The 15,484-nt window shown below is 72.3% G+C and carries 16 protein-coding genes; 8 read left to right on the plus strand and 8 right to left on the minus strand.

What is annotated here, in order from left to right; translation table 11 throughout:
- Positions 1-16 precede the first annotated feature (16 nt).
- Positions 17-361, minus strand: a complete 345-nt coding sequence (locus tag ABZ079_RS01420) for a hypothetical protein (protein WP_356937312.1) — start codon at positions 359-361, stop codon at positions 17-19.
- Positions 362-470: 109 nt separating this feature from the next.
- On the opposite strand from ABZ079_RS01420, the gene ABZ079_RS01425 reads away from it, so the two are divergent.
- Together ABZ079_RS01425 and ABZ079_RS01430 are read left to right on the plus strand one after the other, a co-directional pair.
- The gene (locus ABZ079_RS01425) at positions 471-809 is read left to right on the plus strand and encodes a hypothetical protein (protein ID WP_356937313.1); all 339 of its coding nucleotides are present in this window, start codon (positions 471-473) and stop codon (positions 807-809) included.
- Between the two features lie 42 nt (positions 810-851).
- Positions 852-1,640: a hypothetical protein gene (locus ABZ079_RS01430; protein WP_356937314.1), complete on the plus strand. Its 789-nt coding sequence runs from the start codon at positions 852-854 to the stop codon at positions 1,638-1,640.
- Positions 1,641-1,701: 61 nt separating this feature from the next.
- On the opposite strand, the gene hutH is transcribed toward ABZ079_RS01430, so the two are convergent.
- The 3 genes from hutH to ABZ079_RS01445 form a co-directional block, all read right to left on the minus strand.
- Complete coding sequence (gene hutH, locus ABZ079_RS01435; RefSeq protein ID WP_356937645.1) at positions 1,702-3,240, minus strand: histidine ammonia-lyase; 1,539 nt, start codon at positions 3,238-3,240, stop codon at positions 1,702-1,704.
- An 88-nt stretch (positions 3,241-3,328) separates the two neighbouring features.
- Positions 3,329-4,471 (minus strand): GGDEF domain-containing protein, encoded by a 1,143-nt coding sequence (locus tag ABZ079_RS01440; RefSeq protein ID WP_356937315.1) that lies wholly within the window; start codon positions 4,469-4,471, stop codon positions 3,329-3,331.
- Between the two features lie 216 nt (positions 4,472-4,687).
- A complete protein-coding gene (locus ABZ079_RS01445; protein WP_356937316.1) occupies positions 4,688-5,482 on the minus strand; it encodes an enoyl-CoA hydratase-related protein in 795 nt (264 codons plus the stop codon).
- Positions 5,483-5,672: 190 nt separating this feature from the next.
- Between ABZ079_RS01445 and ABZ079_RS01450 the strand changes: the two genes are divergently transcribed.
- Complete coding sequence (locus tag ABZ079_RS01450) at positions 5,673-6,305, plus strand: hypothetical protein (RefSeq protein ID WP_356937317.1); 633 nt, start codon at positions 5,673-5,675, stop codon at positions 6,303-6,305.
- Positions 6,306-6,348: 43 nt separating this feature from the next.
- Here ABZ079_RS01450 and ABZ079_RS01455 read toward each other — a convergent pair whose 3' ends face one another.
- Positions 6,349-7,494 carry an adenylate/guanylate cyclase domain-containing protein gene (locus tag ABZ079_RS01455; RefSeq protein ID WP_356937318.1) on the minus strand — a complete coding sequence of 382 codons (1,146 nt, stop codon included), beginning with the start codon at positions 7,492-7,494 and terminating at the stop codon, positions 6,349-6,351.
- A 360-nt stretch (positions 7,495-7,854) separates the two neighbouring features.
- On the minus strand, positions 7,855-8,721 hold the full coding sequence (locus ABZ079_RS01460; protein WP_356937319.1) for a biotin--[acetyl-CoA-carboxylase] ligase: 867 nt from the start codon (positions 8,719-8,721) through the stop codon (positions 7,855-7,857).
- Positions 8,722-8,831: 110 nt separating this feature from the next.
- On the opposite strand from ABZ079_RS01460, the gene ABZ079_RS01465 reads away from it, so the two are divergent.
- The 4 genes from ABZ079_RS01465 (at position 8,832) to ABZ079_RS01480 (ending at position 11,595) form a co-directional block, all read left to right on the plus strand.
- On the plus strand, positions 8,832-10,445 hold the full coding sequence (locus ABZ079_RS01465; protein ID WP_356937320.1) for an acyl-CoA carboxylase subunit beta: 1,614 nt from the start codon (positions 8,832-8,834) through the stop codon (positions 10,443-10,445).
- A 26-nt stretch (positions 10,446-10,471) separates the two neighbouring features.
- The gene (locus ABZ079_RS01470; protein ID WP_356937321.1) at positions 10,472-10,681 is read left to right on the plus strand and encodes an acyl-CoA carboxylase epsilon subunit; all 210 of its coding nucleotides are present in this window, start codon (positions 10,472-10,474) and stop codon (positions 10,679-10,681) included.
- A gap of 135 nt (positions 10,682-10,816) precedes the next feature.
- Positions 10,817-10,945, plus strand: coding sequence for a hypothetical protein (locus tag ABZ079_RS01475; protein WP_356937322.1), 129 nt, complete (start codon positions 10,817-10,819; stop codon positions 10,943-10,945).
- Positions 10,946-10,977: 32 nt separating this feature from the next.
- A complete protein-coding gene (locus tag ABZ079_RS01480) occupies positions 10,978-11,595 on the plus strand; it encodes a nucleoside triphosphate pyrophosphatase (protein ID WP_356937323.1) in 618 nt (205 codons plus the stop codon).
- Here ABZ079_RS01480 and ABZ079_RS01485 read toward each other — a convergent pair.
- Complete coding sequence (locus ABZ079_RS01485; RefSeq protein ID WP_356937324.1) at positions 11,567-12,151, minus strand: hypothetical protein; 585 nt, start codon at positions 12,149-12,151, stop codon at positions 11,567-11,569. The genes ABZ079_RS01480 and ABZ079_RS01485 overlap by 29 nt on opposite strands.
- A gap of 364 nt (positions 12,152-12,515) precedes the next feature.
- On the opposite strand from ABZ079_RS01485, the gene ABZ079_RS01490 reads away from it, so the two are divergent.
- Positions 12,516-14,291: a biotin carboxylase N-terminal domain-containing protein gene (locus ABZ079_RS01490; RefSeq protein WP_356937325.1), complete on the plus strand. Its 1,776-nt coding sequence runs from the start codon at positions 12,516-12,518 to the stop codon at positions 14,289-14,291.
- 208 nt (positions 14,292-14,499) lie between these two features.
- On the opposite strand, the gene ABZ079_RS01495 is transcribed toward ABZ079_RS01490, so the two are convergent.
- Positions 14,500-15,423 (minus strand): DeoR/GlpR family DNA-binding transcription regulator, encoded by a 924-nt coding sequence (locus ABZ079_RS01495; protein ID WP_356937646.1) that lies wholly within the window; start codon positions 15,421-15,423, stop codon positions 14,500-14,502.
- Positions 15,424-15,484: the final 61 nt, after the last annotated feature.

The following is a 15,484-nucleotide window of genomic DNA, read 5'->3' on the forward strand; positions in this document are numbered from 1 at the left end:
GGGTGCCCCGGAACGCTCAGCCGATGCCGCCCTCTTCGTCGTCGCCCTCCTCATCATCCTCGTCCAGGTCCCAGTCGGGCGAGTCAGGGTCATAGGTGATCCGTTCGCTGGACCAGGACGCCTGCTGGAGTTCCACCCCGGGCACCTCGCTGACCAGGTCGAACGGGTCCACGAGGTAGGCGAGGGCCTCCGCGGTGTCTTCCGTCACAGCACCCTCGGCCTGGGTCCGCTCCTCCTGCGGCAGCTCCCGATCGGCGGCGAGCCGGCGCAGCGCCGCCTTGGTCACCTGGTCCTCGTCCTCCACCTCCAGGAGGATCTCCACACGAAGCCGTACATAACGTGATGTCTCTTCAGCGCTCATGGCGGGAGCGTACGACCGAAACCTCCCGTGACTTTCCCGTGACCCGCGTCTTTCACTAACATCGCCCCACACGGCCAATTCGCCAGCGCCACAAGGGGATCGATATTCCGTGTCATCCGCTCGCCGTCCGCTGCTGACCGCCACCGCCGCGGGCACCCTGCTCTGCGCCTTGTGGTTCGTCCCGTCCGCAAACGCGTCGCAGGACTCCCCGGCGAGAGAGTCGACGGCGAAGTCCGTCACGGCGTACTCCACGACACACGTCACCCAGCAGGCCAGGGCGGTGTCGGCGGCGGCCGCCGAGAGCGCGCGGGAGGCGGCGGACGACGCCGAACTCGCCGACACCGGGAGCCCCGACACCACGCCGTACGTCGTGGGCGGGACCCTCTTCCTCGGCCTGGGCGCCGGTTTCGTGGTGTATTCGGTGCGCCGCGAACGCCTGGGCTTTTGAATTTTCTTGACGAATCTTCGGCAGCGCACACATAGTTCGCGCATGAAGAGATCATCGGGCGTGCGGCTGTGCGCCACCGCAGCTGTGAGCGCGCTGTCGCTCGCCCTTGTCACGGGCTGTTCCGACGGGGGGTCGAAGGACTCTGGGGACGGCGGGGGCGCGGACGGGAAGCCGGCCGCGAAGGCGCTCAGCGCCGCCGAGTTGAAGAATCTGATCGTCGCCGAGGGCGAGGTGCCCGGCTACAAGGTCGGGGCCGTGCCGGCCAGCCGAGCCAAGCCGATCACGCCGGACGGGGTGGCGTGCGGGCCGCTGGCCCGCGTCATGTCCGGCCTCCCGCCGGCCGCGGCGGCGGCGCAGACGGACCGTCTGGTCACGGAGAACCAGAAGAAGGACCCCACGGACAAGGCGACGTCCCTGGACGACATGGCCGACGGCAAGTTCGAGGACGCCATCAACAAGTCGATGGACCGGGACGTCACCACGGTCTCCCTGTCCTCCTACGACGGGGACGGCGCCGCGAAGGCCCTCAAGGCGGTCTCCGACGCGGTGAAGGCCTGCGGGGACGGCTTCTCCGGCGAGCAGGCGGGGACCAAGATGAAGTTCACCAAGGTCGCGGAGGAGAAGTCCTCGGGCACGGGGGACGAGTCGGTGGCGTTCGCGGCGACGAGCGACATGGAGGACGGGGACACGGCGCCCGTGTACGCCGAGGTCGTCCGGCACGGGAACACCGTGGCGTCGTACTTCACGATGAACATCGGCGCGATGATGACCAAGAAGACCTACGCGGTGTCGCCGGAGGTCGTCAAGGCGCAGTCGGCCAAGCTGAAGTGACGTAGCGACACACTGCGAGGAGGGGCCCTGTCGGACGACAGGGCCCCTCCTCGCTCGGTCCCTACTGCAGCGGCCCGGTGACCGTCTCCACGGCCGCCACCAGCTCTCCGCCCCGCACGAACGCGTCGGCGGCGGCCAGGTCGGGCGCCAGGAACCGGTCCGGACCGGGACCCTGCACGCCGGCGGCCCGTACGGCCTCGATGACGGCCTGTGAGGCGGGCGCCGGGGTGAGGCCCTCGCGCAGCTCGATGGCGCGGGTGGCCGCGTACAGCTCGACGGCGATGATCCGGGTGAGGTTGTCCACGGCGGTGCGCAGCTTGCGCGCGGCCGACCAGCCCATGGACACGTGGTCCTCCTGCATGGCGGAGGACGGGATGGAGTCCGCGGACGCCGGTACGGCGAGCCGCTTCAGCTCGCTGACCAGCGCGGCCTGCGTGTACTGGGCGATCATCAGGCCGGAGTCGACGCCGGCGTCGTCGGCGAGGAACGGCGGCAGACCGTGGCTGCGGTTCTTGTCCAGCAGCCGGTCGGTGCGGCGCTCGGCGATGGAGCCGAGGTCGGCGGCGGCGATGGCGAGGAAGTCCAGGACGTAGGCGACCGGGGCGCCGTGGAAGTTGCCGTTGGACTCCACACGTCCGTCGGGCAGCACGACGGGGTTGTCGACGGCGGAGGCCAGCTCCCGCTCGGCGACGAGGCGGGCGTGCGCCAGGGTGTCGCGTCCGGCACCGGCGACCTGCGGGGCGCAGCGCACCGAGTAGGCGTCCTGGACGCGGGGCGCGTCGCCCTGGTGGTGCCCGGTGAGGCCGGAGCCCTTGAGCACGGCGAGCATGTTGGCTGCGGAGGCGCCCTGGCCCGGGTGCGGGCGGATGGCGTGCAGCTCGGGCGCGAGTACCTTGTCCGTGCCGAGCAGCGCCTCCAGGCTGAGGGCGGCGGTGACGTCGGCGGACTTGTAGAGGGTGTCGAGGTCGGCGAGAGCCATGATCAGCATGCCGAGCATGCCGTCCGTGCCGTTGAGGAGGGCCAGGCCCTCCTTCTCGCGCAGCTCGACGGGCTGGATCCCGTGCTCGGCGAGCAGCTCACCGGCGGGCCGTACGACCCCGTCGGGCCCCTCCGCGTCGCCCTCGCCCATGAGCGTGAGGGCGCAGTGGGACAGCGGGGCCAGGTCGCCGGAGCAGCCGAGGGAGCCGTACTCGTGCACGACCGGGGTGATCCCGGCGTTCAGCACGTCGGCCATGGTCTGCGCGACCTCGGGCCGGACGCCGGTGTGGCCGGAGCAGACGGTCTTCAGGCGCAGGAACATCAGGGCCCGGACGACCTCGCGCTCCACCCGCGGGCCCATGCCGGCGGCGTGCGAGCGGACGATGTTGCGCTGCAGCTGGGCGCGCAGTTCCTGGCTGATGTGCCGGGTCGCCAGGGCTCCGAAGCCGGTGGAGACGCCGTAGACCGGCTCCGGCTTGGCCGCCAGCGCGTCCACGATCTCCCGGGCCGCCGCGAGGGCCGCCACCGCCTCCGCCGACAGCTCGATGCGGGCACCGCCGCGCGCCACGGCGAGAACGTCGGACGCCGAGACACCGGACGTCCCCACCACCACAGTGTGCATATCCATATTCAGGAGCGTACGCATTGAATGCGGTGATGTCACTAGTGGGATGCGGGGGTGACCCTTACCGTCCGGTGTGGGCTTCGCCTCAGGGGCGGCGCCCCCGGAAACGGCGACGCTCGGCACGCGAGGGCGGCGGTTCGTCGGCCAGCCGCACGACGGGATCGTCCGGCCCCTCCCGGCCCGCCACCACCGGCCGGTCCGCGCGCAGCGCCTTGGCCCGGTACTGCGCCGCATCCGCCAGCCGGAACAGCCGCCGGGCGTCCCGCACCGGCCCGATCGGGTCCTCGGTCGAGGCGATGCCGCACGCGACCCCCTCCCCCAGCTCCAGTACCGCCGCCCTGCGGCACAGTTCGTCCGCGGCCTTCACCACGTCGTCGGCGGGCGGGCCGACCGCGAGCAGACAGAACTCGTCCCCGCCCAGCCGCGCGGCCAGCACCCCCGGCACCATCGCCCCGCACAGCGAGAGCACCGAGCCGAACCGCTCCAGGAGACGGTCGCCGGCGGCGTGCCCGCGGGTGTCGTTGACCCGCTTGAGCCCGTTCAGATCACAGACGACGAGGCTGACGACCACGCCCTCCGTACGGTGCCGCTCGACGGCCTCCTCCAGGCACACGTCCACGGCACGGCGGTTGGCGAGTCCGGTGAGGGCGTCGGTGTACGCGAGCCGGCGGGCCTCCTCCAGGCGTTCGGTCTGCGCTATCCCGGCGGCGACGACAGCGGCCAGCACGGTGGCGAAGTCGGCGTCGGCCCGCCCGAACAGGGGCTCCCCGACCGCACGGGCGACGTACAGCTCGCCCCAGGCCCTGCCGTGCAGCACGACGGGGGCGACGACGCAGCAGCCACGGCCCCTGCGGCGAAGGGCGGCGACACGCTGATGGAAGTAACCGGGGGTGCCCGCGGCCGCCCCCTCGGCGGTCTCCACCCAGGCGTTGGGGCCCCTGCCGCCCGCCCACCGCTCGTGCAGGAACTCGGTGATCTCCGGGAACTGGTGCACCGGGTAGGCCTCGGCGTTCGGGAACTCCTCCTCGTCCGGCGCCCTGTCCCCCACGTTCACGAGGACCCGCAACCGGCCCAGCTCCCGTTCCCACACCGACAGTGCCGCGAAGCTGCCGTCCAGCGCCCGGCAGGCACCGAGCGCGGCGGCCTGCCACGACTCCCGCGGAGTGCGCGCCGCCGCCATCCCCTGCGCCAGCGCCACGACGGCAACGAGCCGCTTGTCCTCGCCCATCACTCCAGGTTAGGGAGGAACGGGATGATTCGGGACATCGGTGCGGCGATCAGGTGGACCGGGGGCCGCACCGTGAAACCTGCGGACCGTCGTCCGGTGCCTGGACCGCGCCGCGAAACCAGTGACCGTCGCCGAGTGCGGGGGCACGGAGGCCGGCCGCGCGGCTCCCCACGCCCCTGCGGAGCCGCAGCACAGGGCAACCGGAAAGCTCCTTTGCTACTCCCCCGGCCACTCCGGCTTGCGCTTCTCGTTGAACGCCGCCACCCCCTCCGCCCGGTCCCCCGAGAACGCCACCGACCGCCACGCCGCGTCCTCCACCTCGAGCCCGGCCCGCAGATCCAACCCGTGCCCCAGCCGCAGCGCCCGCTTGGCGGCACGCAGGCCGACCGGCGAGTTCGCCGCGATCCGGGCACCCAGAGCCAGCGCCTCCTCGCGGTCCCGGCCGTCCTCCACCACCTGGTCCACCAAGCCCAGCCCGGCCGCCTCCGCGGCCTCCACCCGCCGCGCCGAGAAGATCAGCTCGGCCGCCCGTGCCGCCCCGACCCGCCGCGGCAGCAACTGCGTACCGCCACCACCCGGGATCACGCCCACCGACACCTCCGGCAGCCCCACCACGGCCGTGCGGTCGGCCACGATCAGGTCACAGGCCAGCGCCAGCTCGAACCCACCCCCCAGCGCGAAGCCGTGCACCGCCGCGATCGTCGGCATCGGCAGCTCCAGCACCCCGGTGTACGCCCCCCGCGTCACCGGCCGCTGCCGTACGAGGTCCGCGTCCGTGAAGGAGTTCCGCTCCTTCAGGTCGGCCCCGACACAGAACGCCCGCTCGTGGGAGGAGGTCAGTACGACCACCCGCGCGTCCCGGTCGCCGGCCAGCGCCGTGCACGCACCCGCGAGCGAGCGGGCCATCTCCGTCGAGACGGCGTTCATGGCCTTGGGCCGGTCCAGCACCAGCTCCGCCACCTGCCCGTGCCGCCGCACCAGCACGAACTCCCCGAACCGCTCCTCGCTCATGACACCCTCCGGTTAACGCGGGTTAACTCACTGTCGGCCCGATCATCGCAGTCGTACCCCGTCCCGTGAAGCCCAGGGGGCTACGCCCGTTCGAGTGACATCCCGGCCGTCTCACCCCGCCCCGCCCACAGGAGCGCATAGCGTGCGCTCCGCCCCGGCGGGCCCGGGGCGCGCGGCGGGGAGGGAACCCATGACACCGATACGTGCACAGTCCCGTACGGAACAGGAGAGCGAGCCGGACGGACCGGTCGGTGGCGGTGCGTCCGGCGGACGGCACGGGCGCCACCGCAAGCCCCGCCCCCGCATGGTGCTGCTCGCCGCCGGCGGCCTCGCCCTGGCCGCGGGGGTCCTCAGCCTGATCCGCGTCGCCCCGGAATCCGGGGTCGGCGCCCCGGGCACGGCGGAGGCCGAGCCGTGGCCCGACCCCGGCGATGGCGCCACGGACCACTCGGCGAACACCGCCGCCCCCGTCGCCGCCGAGCCCACCAGGCTGCCCTCGGCGACCTCCGCCATGGGTGGCGGAAGCCTCGCACCGGCGAACACCGGGATCCCGGCCCCCGCCGCCCCGGGCACCCCCGCGGCACCGTCCGACGACACCTCCGTCCCGACCACCATCCCGACCGGCGCCCCGTCCACACCGGGCGGCACCACATCGCGGCCCTCGGCGACGCCGTCCGTCCCGCGCCGCGCCCCGGCGACTCCCACGCCCACGCCGACCCCGACCCCGACGCCGAGCCACAGCACGGCGAAGCCCGATCCGGGCGAGGTGTGCCTCCCCGTGATCGTCCTGTGCGTCGACGTATCCGGCGCCCGCGACCGGTAGGACCAGCCGGACGAGCCAGGACCGACCGTCCCGCAGGGGGAAGCTAGAGCCGGCCGTCCCGGCGCGTGAGCAGCCATGGTTCGACCACGCCGAGCCCACGCACCGGGCGCTGCCACATCGGCTGGAGCGCGAAGCGGTACGTCGGTGGTTCTTCGCCCTCCTTCTCGGCGGCCGCCGCGGCCTCGGCCGCCTCCGCCTCGGAGGCGGGCGCCTCCCCGGTGCGGATCAGCTCCTCCGCGAAGGCGCTGTCCACCAGCACGGCGTCACGGGGGGCTATCGAGGTGAGCCGGGACGCCAGGTTCACCGTCGTACCGAACACATCGCCCATACGAGTGGTCACCGTGCCGAACGCCATGCCGACCCGCAGCTCCGGCATCGTCTCGTCGTTCGCCAGCGTCTCGACCAGCCGCAGCGCGATGTCCGCGGCCGTACCGGCGTCGTCCGCCGCGTACAGCACCTCGTCGCCGAGGGTCTTGATGAGCCGGCCGCCGCGCGCGGCCACCAGGTCGGCGGCGGTCGTCTCGAAGGCCTCGACCAGCTCGCCGAGTTCCTCCTCCTCCATGCGGCGGGTCAGCCGGGTGAAGCCGACGAGGTCGGCGAAGCCGACGGCGAGCCGCCGGTCGACCATCTCCTCGTCGTCACCGGTCTGCACGACCCGGCCGGCGGAGGCGGCGAGCTGGCGGCGCCAGACGTAGACGAGGAACTCCTCCAGCTCGGGCAGGAGCAGCTCGACGATCGGGTACGTCACCTCGGTGCGGGTCATCCCCGGCTCGGGGGGCTCGGTCAGGCCCTCCAGGAAGGAGTCGATCTGCCACTCCGCCAACCGGGCGGTGGTCTGCCCGGTGGACCGGGCCACCTGCACCGCCATGGCCTCGCTGAGCAGCCCCGCCTCCACCAGGCCGGCCAGGCGGCGCAGGGCGAGTACGTCGGCCTCGGTGAGGGCCTTGGCCTGGCCTATGTCGGCGAACCCCATGGCCCGCCAGAACCGCGAGGCCAGTTCCATGGAGACACCGGCGCTGCGGGCCGCCTGGAAAGGGGTGTAGCGGCGCTCGGCGCCCAGGATGAGCTGTTCGAGACGCAGGGCCAGCGGGTCCTCGCCGGGGTCGGCGGCGTAGGCGTCCCCCCGTTCGAGGGGAGGGTCCACCCGGCCGTCCGCGCCCGCGCCGGAGCCGGTGTCGTCGACGGTCACGCCTGCTGCCCTTCCGATCTGCCGCGGTCAGGTATCGACCGGCCTCAACTCTACGGCAGGTGTGCGCCAGCTCACTCCGTCGGGTTCGGCCGGGGGGTGCCGGCTCGGCACCGGTCAGGTGACCCGGCGTTTCTCCGGCGGTGCTTGATCGCCGTGCACAGCTGCGAGTCCATCGTCGCTGGTCGCGCGGTTCCCCGCGCCCCCAGGGAGCCGCGGTCGCCGCACCCGCACGGGACGCCGGGGCTGCGGGCGGTCGTGCCGCCGCCCGTCCCCGAGCAGAGGCGGCACCTCGCCGGCGCGGGCGGGCCGGAACCGCCTCCGGCCGGCCGCGGCACAGGGCACCAGGCCGACGTCGTACCCCTACGCCGGCCGCACGTGCACGATGTCCCCCGCCCCCACCGGCTCCCGCACCCCCTCCTCCGTGGCGATGACCAGCCGGCCGTCCCCGTCCAGGGCGACCGCCTCGCCCACGATCGACCGCTCTCCCGGCAGCTCCGCCCGCACCATCCGTCCGAGCGTCGCGCAGCCCGCCGCGTACGTGTCCTGCAAGCCGCTGACGACGGGGTCGCCCCCTGCCGCCCGCCACCGCCCGTACCAGTCCTCCAGCGACCGCAGCACGGCGCGCAGCAGCGGATCCCGGTCCGTGCCCTGCGCCCCGGCCAGCGCCAGCGAGCCCGCCTGCGGGACCGGCAGCTCGTCCGCCCGCAGCGTGACGTTGACACCGACGCCGACGACCACGCCGTCCCGGCCCGCCCGCTCGGCCAGGATGCCCCCGGCCTTGCGCTCCTCCCCGTCCACGGTCACCAGCAGGTCGTTCGGCCATTTGAGTGCCGTGTCGACGCCCGCGGCCCGGGACAGGCCGGTCGCCACCGCCACCCCCGTCAGCAACGGCAGCCATCCCCAGCGGGCGACCGGCACCTCGGCCGGGTTCAGCAGCACGGAGAAGAAGAGGCCGGAGCGCGGCGGTGCCGTCCACCGGCGGTCCAGGCGGCCCCGGCCGGCCGTCTGCTCCTCGGCCACCAGCACCGCGCCCTCCCCCGCCTTGCCGGCCGCGGCCAGCGCGACCAGGTCGTTGTTGGTGGAGCCGGTGCGCTGGGTGACCTCCAGCGCCGACCAGAGCCCGCCCTCGCGCACCAGCGCCCGCCGGAGCGCGGCCGCGTTCAGGGGCGGACGGTCGAGGTCGGACCAGCGGCTGCCGTTGTCGTCTGCTGCATCTCGGGGCGTCATGCAAGCCACCCTAGGTGTGGTAAACGACGCAGTGCTGATCGGTGAGCCCACCACTACTCTACGGATGAGTAACCGTCCCCCCTTTTGAGCAGGCAGGGAGCCGTATCCCGATGTCCGAGCCGGAAGAGCGTCACGAGATCCAAGGGATCGACATTCACACGACCGCGGGGAAGCTCGCGGATCTCCAGCGTCGCATCCATGAGGCGACGCACGCCGGCTCCGAACGTGCCGTCGAAAAGCAGCACGCGAAGGGCAAACTGACGGCCCGTGAGCGGATCGAGCTGCTGCTCGACGAGGGCTCCTTCGTCGAGCTGGACGAGTTCGCCCGGCACCGTTCCACCAACTTCGGTCTGGAGAAGAACCGCCCCTACGGCGACGGGGTCGTCACCGGCTACGGAACCGTCGACGGCCGGCCCGTCGCCGTGTTCTCGCAGGACTTCACCGTCTTCGGCGGCGCGCTCGGCGAGGTCTACGGACAGAAGATCGTCAAGGTCATGGACTTCGCGCTGAAGACCGGCTGCCCGGTCATCGGGATCAACGACTCCGGCGGCGCCCGCATCCAGGAAGGCGTCGCGTCGCTGGGCGCGTACGGGGAGATCTTCCGCCGCAACACGCATGCCTCCGGCGTGATCCCGCAGATCAGCCTGGTCGTCGGCCCCTGCGCGGGCGGTGCGGTCTACTCCCCGGCCATCACCGACTTCACGGTCATGGTCGACCAGACCTCGCACATGTTCATCACCGGTCCGGACGTCATCAAGACCGTCACCGGCGAGGACGTCGGCTTCGAGGAGCTGGGCGGCGCCCGCACCCACAACTCCACCTCGGGCGTGGCCCACCACATGGCCGGGGACGAGAAGGACGCCATCGAGTACGTCAAGCAGCTGCTGTCGTACCTGCCGTCCAACAACCTCTCCGAGCCTCCGGTCTTCCCCGAGGAGGCCGACCTCACCGTCACCGACGAGGACCGCGAGCTGGACACCCTCGTCCCGGACAGCGCGAACCAGCCGTACGACATCCGCACGGTGGTCGAGCACGTCCTGGACGACGCCGAGTTCTTCGAGACGCAGGCGCTGTTCGCGCCGAACATCGTCACCGGCTTCGGCCGGGTCGAGGGCCATCCGGTCGGCGTGGTCGCCAACCAGCCCATGCAGTTCGCCGGCTGCCTCGACATCGACGCGTCCGAGAAGGCGGCCCGCTTCGTACGCACCTGCGACGCCTTCAACGTCCCCGTGCTGACCTTCGTGGACGTACCCGGCTTCCTGCCCGGCGTCGGCCAGGAACACGAGGGCATCATCCGGCGCGGCGCCAAGCTGATCTACGCCTACGCCGAGGCCACCGTCCCGCTGATCACCATCATCACCCGCAAGGCCTTCGGCGGCGCCTACGACGTCATGGGCTCCAAGCACCTGGGCGCCGACCTCAACCTCGCCTGGCCCACCGCCCAGATCGCCGTCATGGGCGCCCAGGGCGCCGTCAACATCCTGCACCGCCGCACCATCGCCGAGGCCGAGGCGAGCGGCGAGGACCTCGAGGCCGTGCGGGCCCGGCTGATCCAGGAGTACGAGGACACCCTCCTCAACCCCTACATCGCGGCCGAGCGCGGCTACATCGACGCGGTGATCATGCCCTCCGACACCCGCGCCCACATCGTCCGCGGGCTGCGTCAGCTGCGCACCAAGCGGGAATCCCTGCCTCCGAAGAAGCACGGCAACATCCCCCTCTAGGCCCGGCCGATCGATAGGAAGCCGTCATGACGATCAAGGTCGTACGAGGCAATCCGACCCCGGAGGAGCTGGCCGCCGCCCTGGCGGTGGTCCGCGCCCGCGCCGCGGCGGCAGCAGTCCAGCCGTCCGGCGCGGAGGGCCCGCGGGATGCGTGGTCCGACCCGTCCCGCATCGCCTCCGCCCGCCTGCCCAAGCCCGGGCCGGCGTCCTGGACCCGCACGTACTGGCCGAGCTAGGGAGAGCCGGCCTCAGGGCGCGGGGCGGTGCCGGCCCGCGGCCCCGCCCCGCGGGCGCACACGAGAACAAACCGGGGCACCGATTTGAGTACGGCTACTCAGGCGCCCGCCCCGGCCCGGCCCCACGCTGGTGGCATGCTGTGGTCAGACCCCGAGAACGAGCCGCCCGAGGAACTGCGTGACATGCAGGAGATGCTGCGGCGGCTCGGCCTCCTCATGGCCCTGGCCATGGTCGTGGCGATGATCGTGATCGGTCTGAGGTGAGTCCGGCGGCACCACGTGACTAACCTGACCGCATGACTGCCAAGCGCCACAGGCGACTCGTGCTCGCCTCCCAGTCCCCCGCCCGGCTCGGCCTGCTCCGGCAGGCCGGCCTCGCGCCCGAGGTGATCGTCAGCGGGGTCGACGAGGACGCCGTCACCGCCCCCACCCCGGCCGAGCTTGCGCTCGCCCTCGCCGAGGCCAAGGCCTCCGTCGTCGCGGCGAAGCCGGAGGTGCAGGGCGCCCTGGTGATCGGCTGCGACTCGGTGCTGGAGCTGGACGGGCGGGCGCTCGGCAAGCCCGCCGACGCCGAGGAGGCCACCGCCCGCTGGAAGGCGATGCGCGGGCGGGCCGGAATCCTCCAGACGGGTCACTGCGTCTGGGACACGGAGGCCAAGCGGTACGTCTCGGCGACCGCCTCCACCGTCGTCCGGTTCGGCGAGCCGAGCGACACGGAGATCGCCGCGTACGTGGCCTCCGGCGAGCCGCTCCACGTCGCGGGGGCGTTCACCCTGGACGGCCGTTCGGCGCCGTTCATCGAGGGCATCGACGGCGACCACGGCAATGTGATCGGCATCAGCCTGCCCCTGGTGCGCAAGCTCCTCGCCGAACTGGGTGTCGGTATCACGGAGTTGTGGGCGCCGGCCGAGTGACCTGGGCGGGGACGGAGTCCTGCGGCTCCTCGTCCCCGTCCTGCGGTGCACCGCGCTGCTCCGGAAGCTCCCGTGGCGCACCGTCCGCGTGCTGCGGCCCGGCCTCCGCCTTCGGATCACCGCCCTCGCCGGCACCACCGCCGGAGGCCGCCTGCTCGGGGCCGTCCGCACGGTCGTAGGTCATCAGGACCAGGACGATCAGCGCGAGCACCACGACCATGAACAGAAACGCGGTCCAGCCGATCAGGCCCCAGGCGAGCGCGCCCAGCAGGCCGTGCACCACGGCCGCGCTGATCAGCAGGATGCGGCCGAAGCCGGCCGGGGCGCGGTCGCGGACCGCGACCAGCACGGCCACCAGGGCGCACAGGGCGAAGTAGAGGCCGAAGACGACGCCGCCGATCTTCGAGGACGTCGACATGACGTCGGGGTCGAGGCCGGCCAGCGACATCTTCTGCCGGTCGACGACCACACCGAGGAACCAGTTCACGGCCGCGATGCCGAACGCCTCGGCGAGGAGGACGATCGCCACGACCCACGCCACCGGTCTGCGCACCACCGGTCCCCACCCACTCTCCAGCCAGCGATCCGTTACCCCAGGTACGTTCGAGCCATCGAGAACGCTACTAACGGGTAAACCCAGGGACAAGGGTTCACGCGGCAGCAAAGAATCATTGGGCCATTCGTAGGGACTCGACAAAGAAACAGAGTGGCCCGCAGCACCCCACCACAGAGACCTTGACCACATGACAGGGCTAGGGTTTTCCGGAAGAGTCCTGCGTATCGAGGTGCGACTAGGGCTTTCGCCGGTCGAGCGAGCCTCGAATCACGCTCCGTGTGGGCAAGCTCACCATGGGGGACGGGTCGAAGTGCCGTGTCGGCAGTCCCTAAACTCGGCTTGTTTCAAGGAGGGAGCCTCAATCGTGCGCAAGGTGCTCATCGCCAACCGTGGCGAAATCGCTGTCCGCGTGGCCCGGGCCTGTCGGGACGCCGGGATCGCGAGCGTGGCCGTCTACGCCGACCCGGACCGGGACGCTCTGCATGTCCGCGCCGCGGATGAGGCGTTCGCTCTGGGCGGTGACACCCCGGCCACCAGCTATCTGGACATCGGCAAGGTGCTGAACGCCGCCCGGGAGTCCGGCGCGGACGCCGTCCACCCCGGATACGGCTTCCTCTCGGAGAACGCCGACTTCGCGCAGGCGGTCCTGGACGCGGGCCTGATCTGGATCGGCCCGCCGCCGCAGGCCATCCGTGACCTGGGTGACAAGGTCGCCGCCCGGCACATCGCCCAGCGTGCCGGCGCGCCCCTGGTGGCCGGCACCCCGGACCCGGTGAGCGGTGCGGAGGAGGTCGTGGCCTTCGCCGAGGAGCACGGCCTGCCCATCGCGATCAAGGCCGCCTTCGGTGGCGGTGGCCGTGGTCTGAAGGTCGCCCGGACCCTGGAAGAGGTTCCGGAGCTGTACGACTCGGCGGTGCGTGAGGCGGTGGCCGCGTTCGGTCGCGGCGAGTGCTTCGTCGAGCGCTACCTGGACCGCCCCCGGCACGTGGAGACCCAGTGCCTGGCCGACAAGCACGGCAACGTGGTCGTCGTCTCCACCCGTGACTGCTCGCTGCAGCGCCGCCACCAGAAGCTGGTGGAGGAGGCCCCGGCGCCGTTCCTGTCCGAGGCGCAGGTCGCCGAGCTGTACCGGGCCTCGAAGGCGATCCTGAGGGAGGCCCGCTACGAGGGTGCCGGCACCTGCGAGTTCCTGGTCGGCCAGGACGGCACGATCTCCTTCCTGGAGGTCAACACCCGTCTGCAGGTCGAGCACCCGGTGACCGAGGAGGTCGCCGGCATCGACCTGGTCCGCGAGATGTTCCGCATCGCCGACGGCGAGGAACTCGGCTACGACGACCCGCAGCTGCGCGGGCACTCCTTCGAGTTCCGCATCAACGGCGAGGACCCGGGCCGCAACTTCCTCCCGGCCCCCGGCACGGTCACCACGTTCGCGGCGCCGTCCGGGCCCGGTGTCCGGCTGGACGCCGGCGTGGAGTCCGGCAGCGTGATCGGCCCGGCCTGGGACTCCCTGCTGGCCAAGCTGATCGTGACCGGCCGTACCCGCAAGGAGGCCCTGCAGCGGGCCGCCCGCGCGCTGGAGGAGTTCCAGGTCGAGGGCATGGCCACCGCGATCCCCTTCCACCGCGCGGTGGTCAGGGACCCGGCGTTCGCGCCGGAACTGACCGGCTCCACGGATCCCTTCACGGTCCACACCCGCTGGATCGAGACCGAGTTCGTCAACGACATCAAGCCGTTCACCGCTCCCGCCGACGCCGAGGCGGAGGAGGAGACCGGTGGCCGTGAGACGGTCGTCGTCGAGGTCGGCGGCAAGCGCCTGGAAGTCTCCCTGCCCGCCTCGCTCGGCATGAGCCTGGCCCGCACCGGCCTCGCCGCCGGCGCCAAGCCCAAGCGCCGCGCCGCGAAGAAGTCCGGCCCGGTCGCCTCGGGCGACACCCTCGCCTCGCCCATGCAGGGCACCATCGTGAAGGTCGCGGTGGAGGAGGGTCAGGAGGTCCAGGAAGGCGACCTGATCGTCGTCCTGGAGGCCATGAAGATGGAACAGCCCCTCAACGCCCACCGGGCGGGCACCATCAAGGGCCTGACCGCAGAGGTCGGCGCCTCCGTCACCTCCGGCGCCGCGATCTGCGAGATCAAGGACTGAAGGCAACGTCTCGGGTGACGCCCGGTGGACCAGCCACTCGGTCTGCCGGGCGTCCGGTGCTTACCGGTGGGGGCATGAGGCACAGCCGGCTCAGGGGCCGCCGGCCGGGGGGCGCGGGGAACAGCGCGACCGGTCCGGACGAGCCGGCAGCCGCACGACGATCTGAAGACCTGCGGCGAAGGGGCGCGAAACCGGCCGAGCCCTTTCGCTAGCGGCGCCGCAGATCCGCTACGCGCCCCCGTTCGGCACCGGCCGCCGACTCCCCCAGCCCCGCTGCGCGCAACGCGGAGGAACCCGGCGCATGCCCCCTGCGGGGGCCCGGCAAGGCCCGCTGCTGACGCGCCGCAGGCCCTTGCTCACCCCCCGGGCTCCCACTCGCCCCGGCCACGGCGATCTGCACCCCCTGATCGGCGAGGGCCTGCAACTCGGTGGCGGCACGGTCGTCGTGGGCGGGCGGCTCGTCGGTGACCAGGCGGGTGATGAGATCCGTCGGCACGGTCTGGAACATCGTGTCCGTGCCGAGCTTGGTGTGGTCGGCGAGGACCACGACCTCCGCGGCGGCCTGCACCAGCGCCCGGTCGACGGACGCCGAGAGCATGTTGGACGTGGACAGCCCGCGCTCGGCGGTGAGGCCGCTCCCGGACAGGAAGGCCCTGGACACGCGCAGCCCCTGCAGGGACTGCTCGGCCCCGGAACCGACGAGGGCGTAGTTGGAGCCGCGCAGGGTGCCGCCGGTCATCACGACCTCCACCCGGTTGGCGTGGGCCAACGCCTGCGCCACGAGCAGGGAGTTGGTGACGACGGTCAGTCCGGGCACCCGCGCGAGCCGGCGGGCCAGCTCCTGCGTGGTGGTACCCGCGCCGACCACGATGGCCTCGCCCTCTTCGACGAGGCCCGCGGCGAGGTCGGCGATGGCCGTCTTCTCGGCGGTCGCGAGATGGGATTTCTGCGGAAAGCCGGACTCCCGCGTGAACCCGCCCGGCAGTACCGCACCGCCGTGCCGGCGGTCGAGGAGTCCTTCTGCCTCCAGTGCGCGCACGTCCCGCCGTACGGTCACTTCGGAGGTCTGGACGACGCGGGCGAGTTCACGGAGCGACACGGCACCGTTCGCTCGCACCATTTCGAGGATCAATTGGCGACGTTCAGCAGCGAACACGAAACTGACAGTAACCCCAGCGACCGTCTGCTTTCAG

Source organism: Streptomyces sp. NPDC006314, from assembly GCF_040613075.1.
In the GTDB taxonomy this organism is placed as follows: Bacteria; Actinomycetota; Actinomycetes; order Streptomycetales; family Streptomycetaceae; genus Streptomyces.

Excerpts from the sequence above, each read along its gene's own strand:
- ABZ079_RS01440 (WP_356937315.1), bottom strand. The coding sequence starts at position 4,471 with ATGGGCGAGGACAAGCGGCTCGTTGCCGTCGTGGCGCTGGCGCAGGGG.
- ABZ079_RS01430 (WP_356937314.1), top strand. The coding sequence starts at position 852 with ATGAAGAGATCATCGGGCGTGCGGCTGTGCGCCACCGCAGCTGTGAGC.
- ABZ079_RS01470 (WP_356937321.1), top strand. The coding sequence starts at position 10,472 with ATGACGATCAAGGTCGTACGAGGCAATCCGACCCCGGAGGAGCTGGCC.
- ABZ079_RS01480 (WP_356937323.1), top strand. The coding sequence starts at position 10,978 with ATGACTGCCAAGCGCCACAGGCGACTCGTGCTCGCCTCCCAGTCCCCC.
- ABZ079_RS01450 (WP_356937317.1), top strand. The coding sequence starts at position 5,673 with ATGACACCGATACGTGCACAGTCCCGTACGGAACAGGAGAGCGAGCCG.
- ABZ079_RS01420 (WP_356937312.1), bottom strand. The coding sequence starts at position 361 with ATGAGCGCTGAAGAGACATCACGTTATGTACGGCTTCGTGTGGAGATC.
- ABZ079_RS01475 (WP_356937322.1), top strand. The coding sequence starts at position 10,817 with ATGCTGTGGTCAGACCCCGAGAACGAGCCGCCCGAGGAACTGCGTGAC.
- hutH (WP_356937645.1), bottom strand. The coding sequence starts at position 3,240 with ATGCACACTGTGGTGGTGGGGACGTCCGGTGTCTCGGCGTCCGACGTT.
- ABZ079_RS01460 (WP_356937319.1), bottom strand. The coding sequence starts at position 8,721 with ATGACGCCCCGAGATGCAGCAGACGACAACGGCAGCCGCTGGTCCGAC.
- ABZ079_RS01445 (WP_356937316.1), bottom strand. The coding sequence starts at position 5,482 with ATGAGCGAGGAGCGGTTCGGGGAGTTCGTGCTGGTGCGGCGGCACGGG.
- ABZ079_RS01465 (WP_356937320.1), top strand. The coding sequence starts at position 8,832 with ATGTCCGAGCCGGAAGAGCGTCACGAGATCCAAGGGATCGACATTCAC.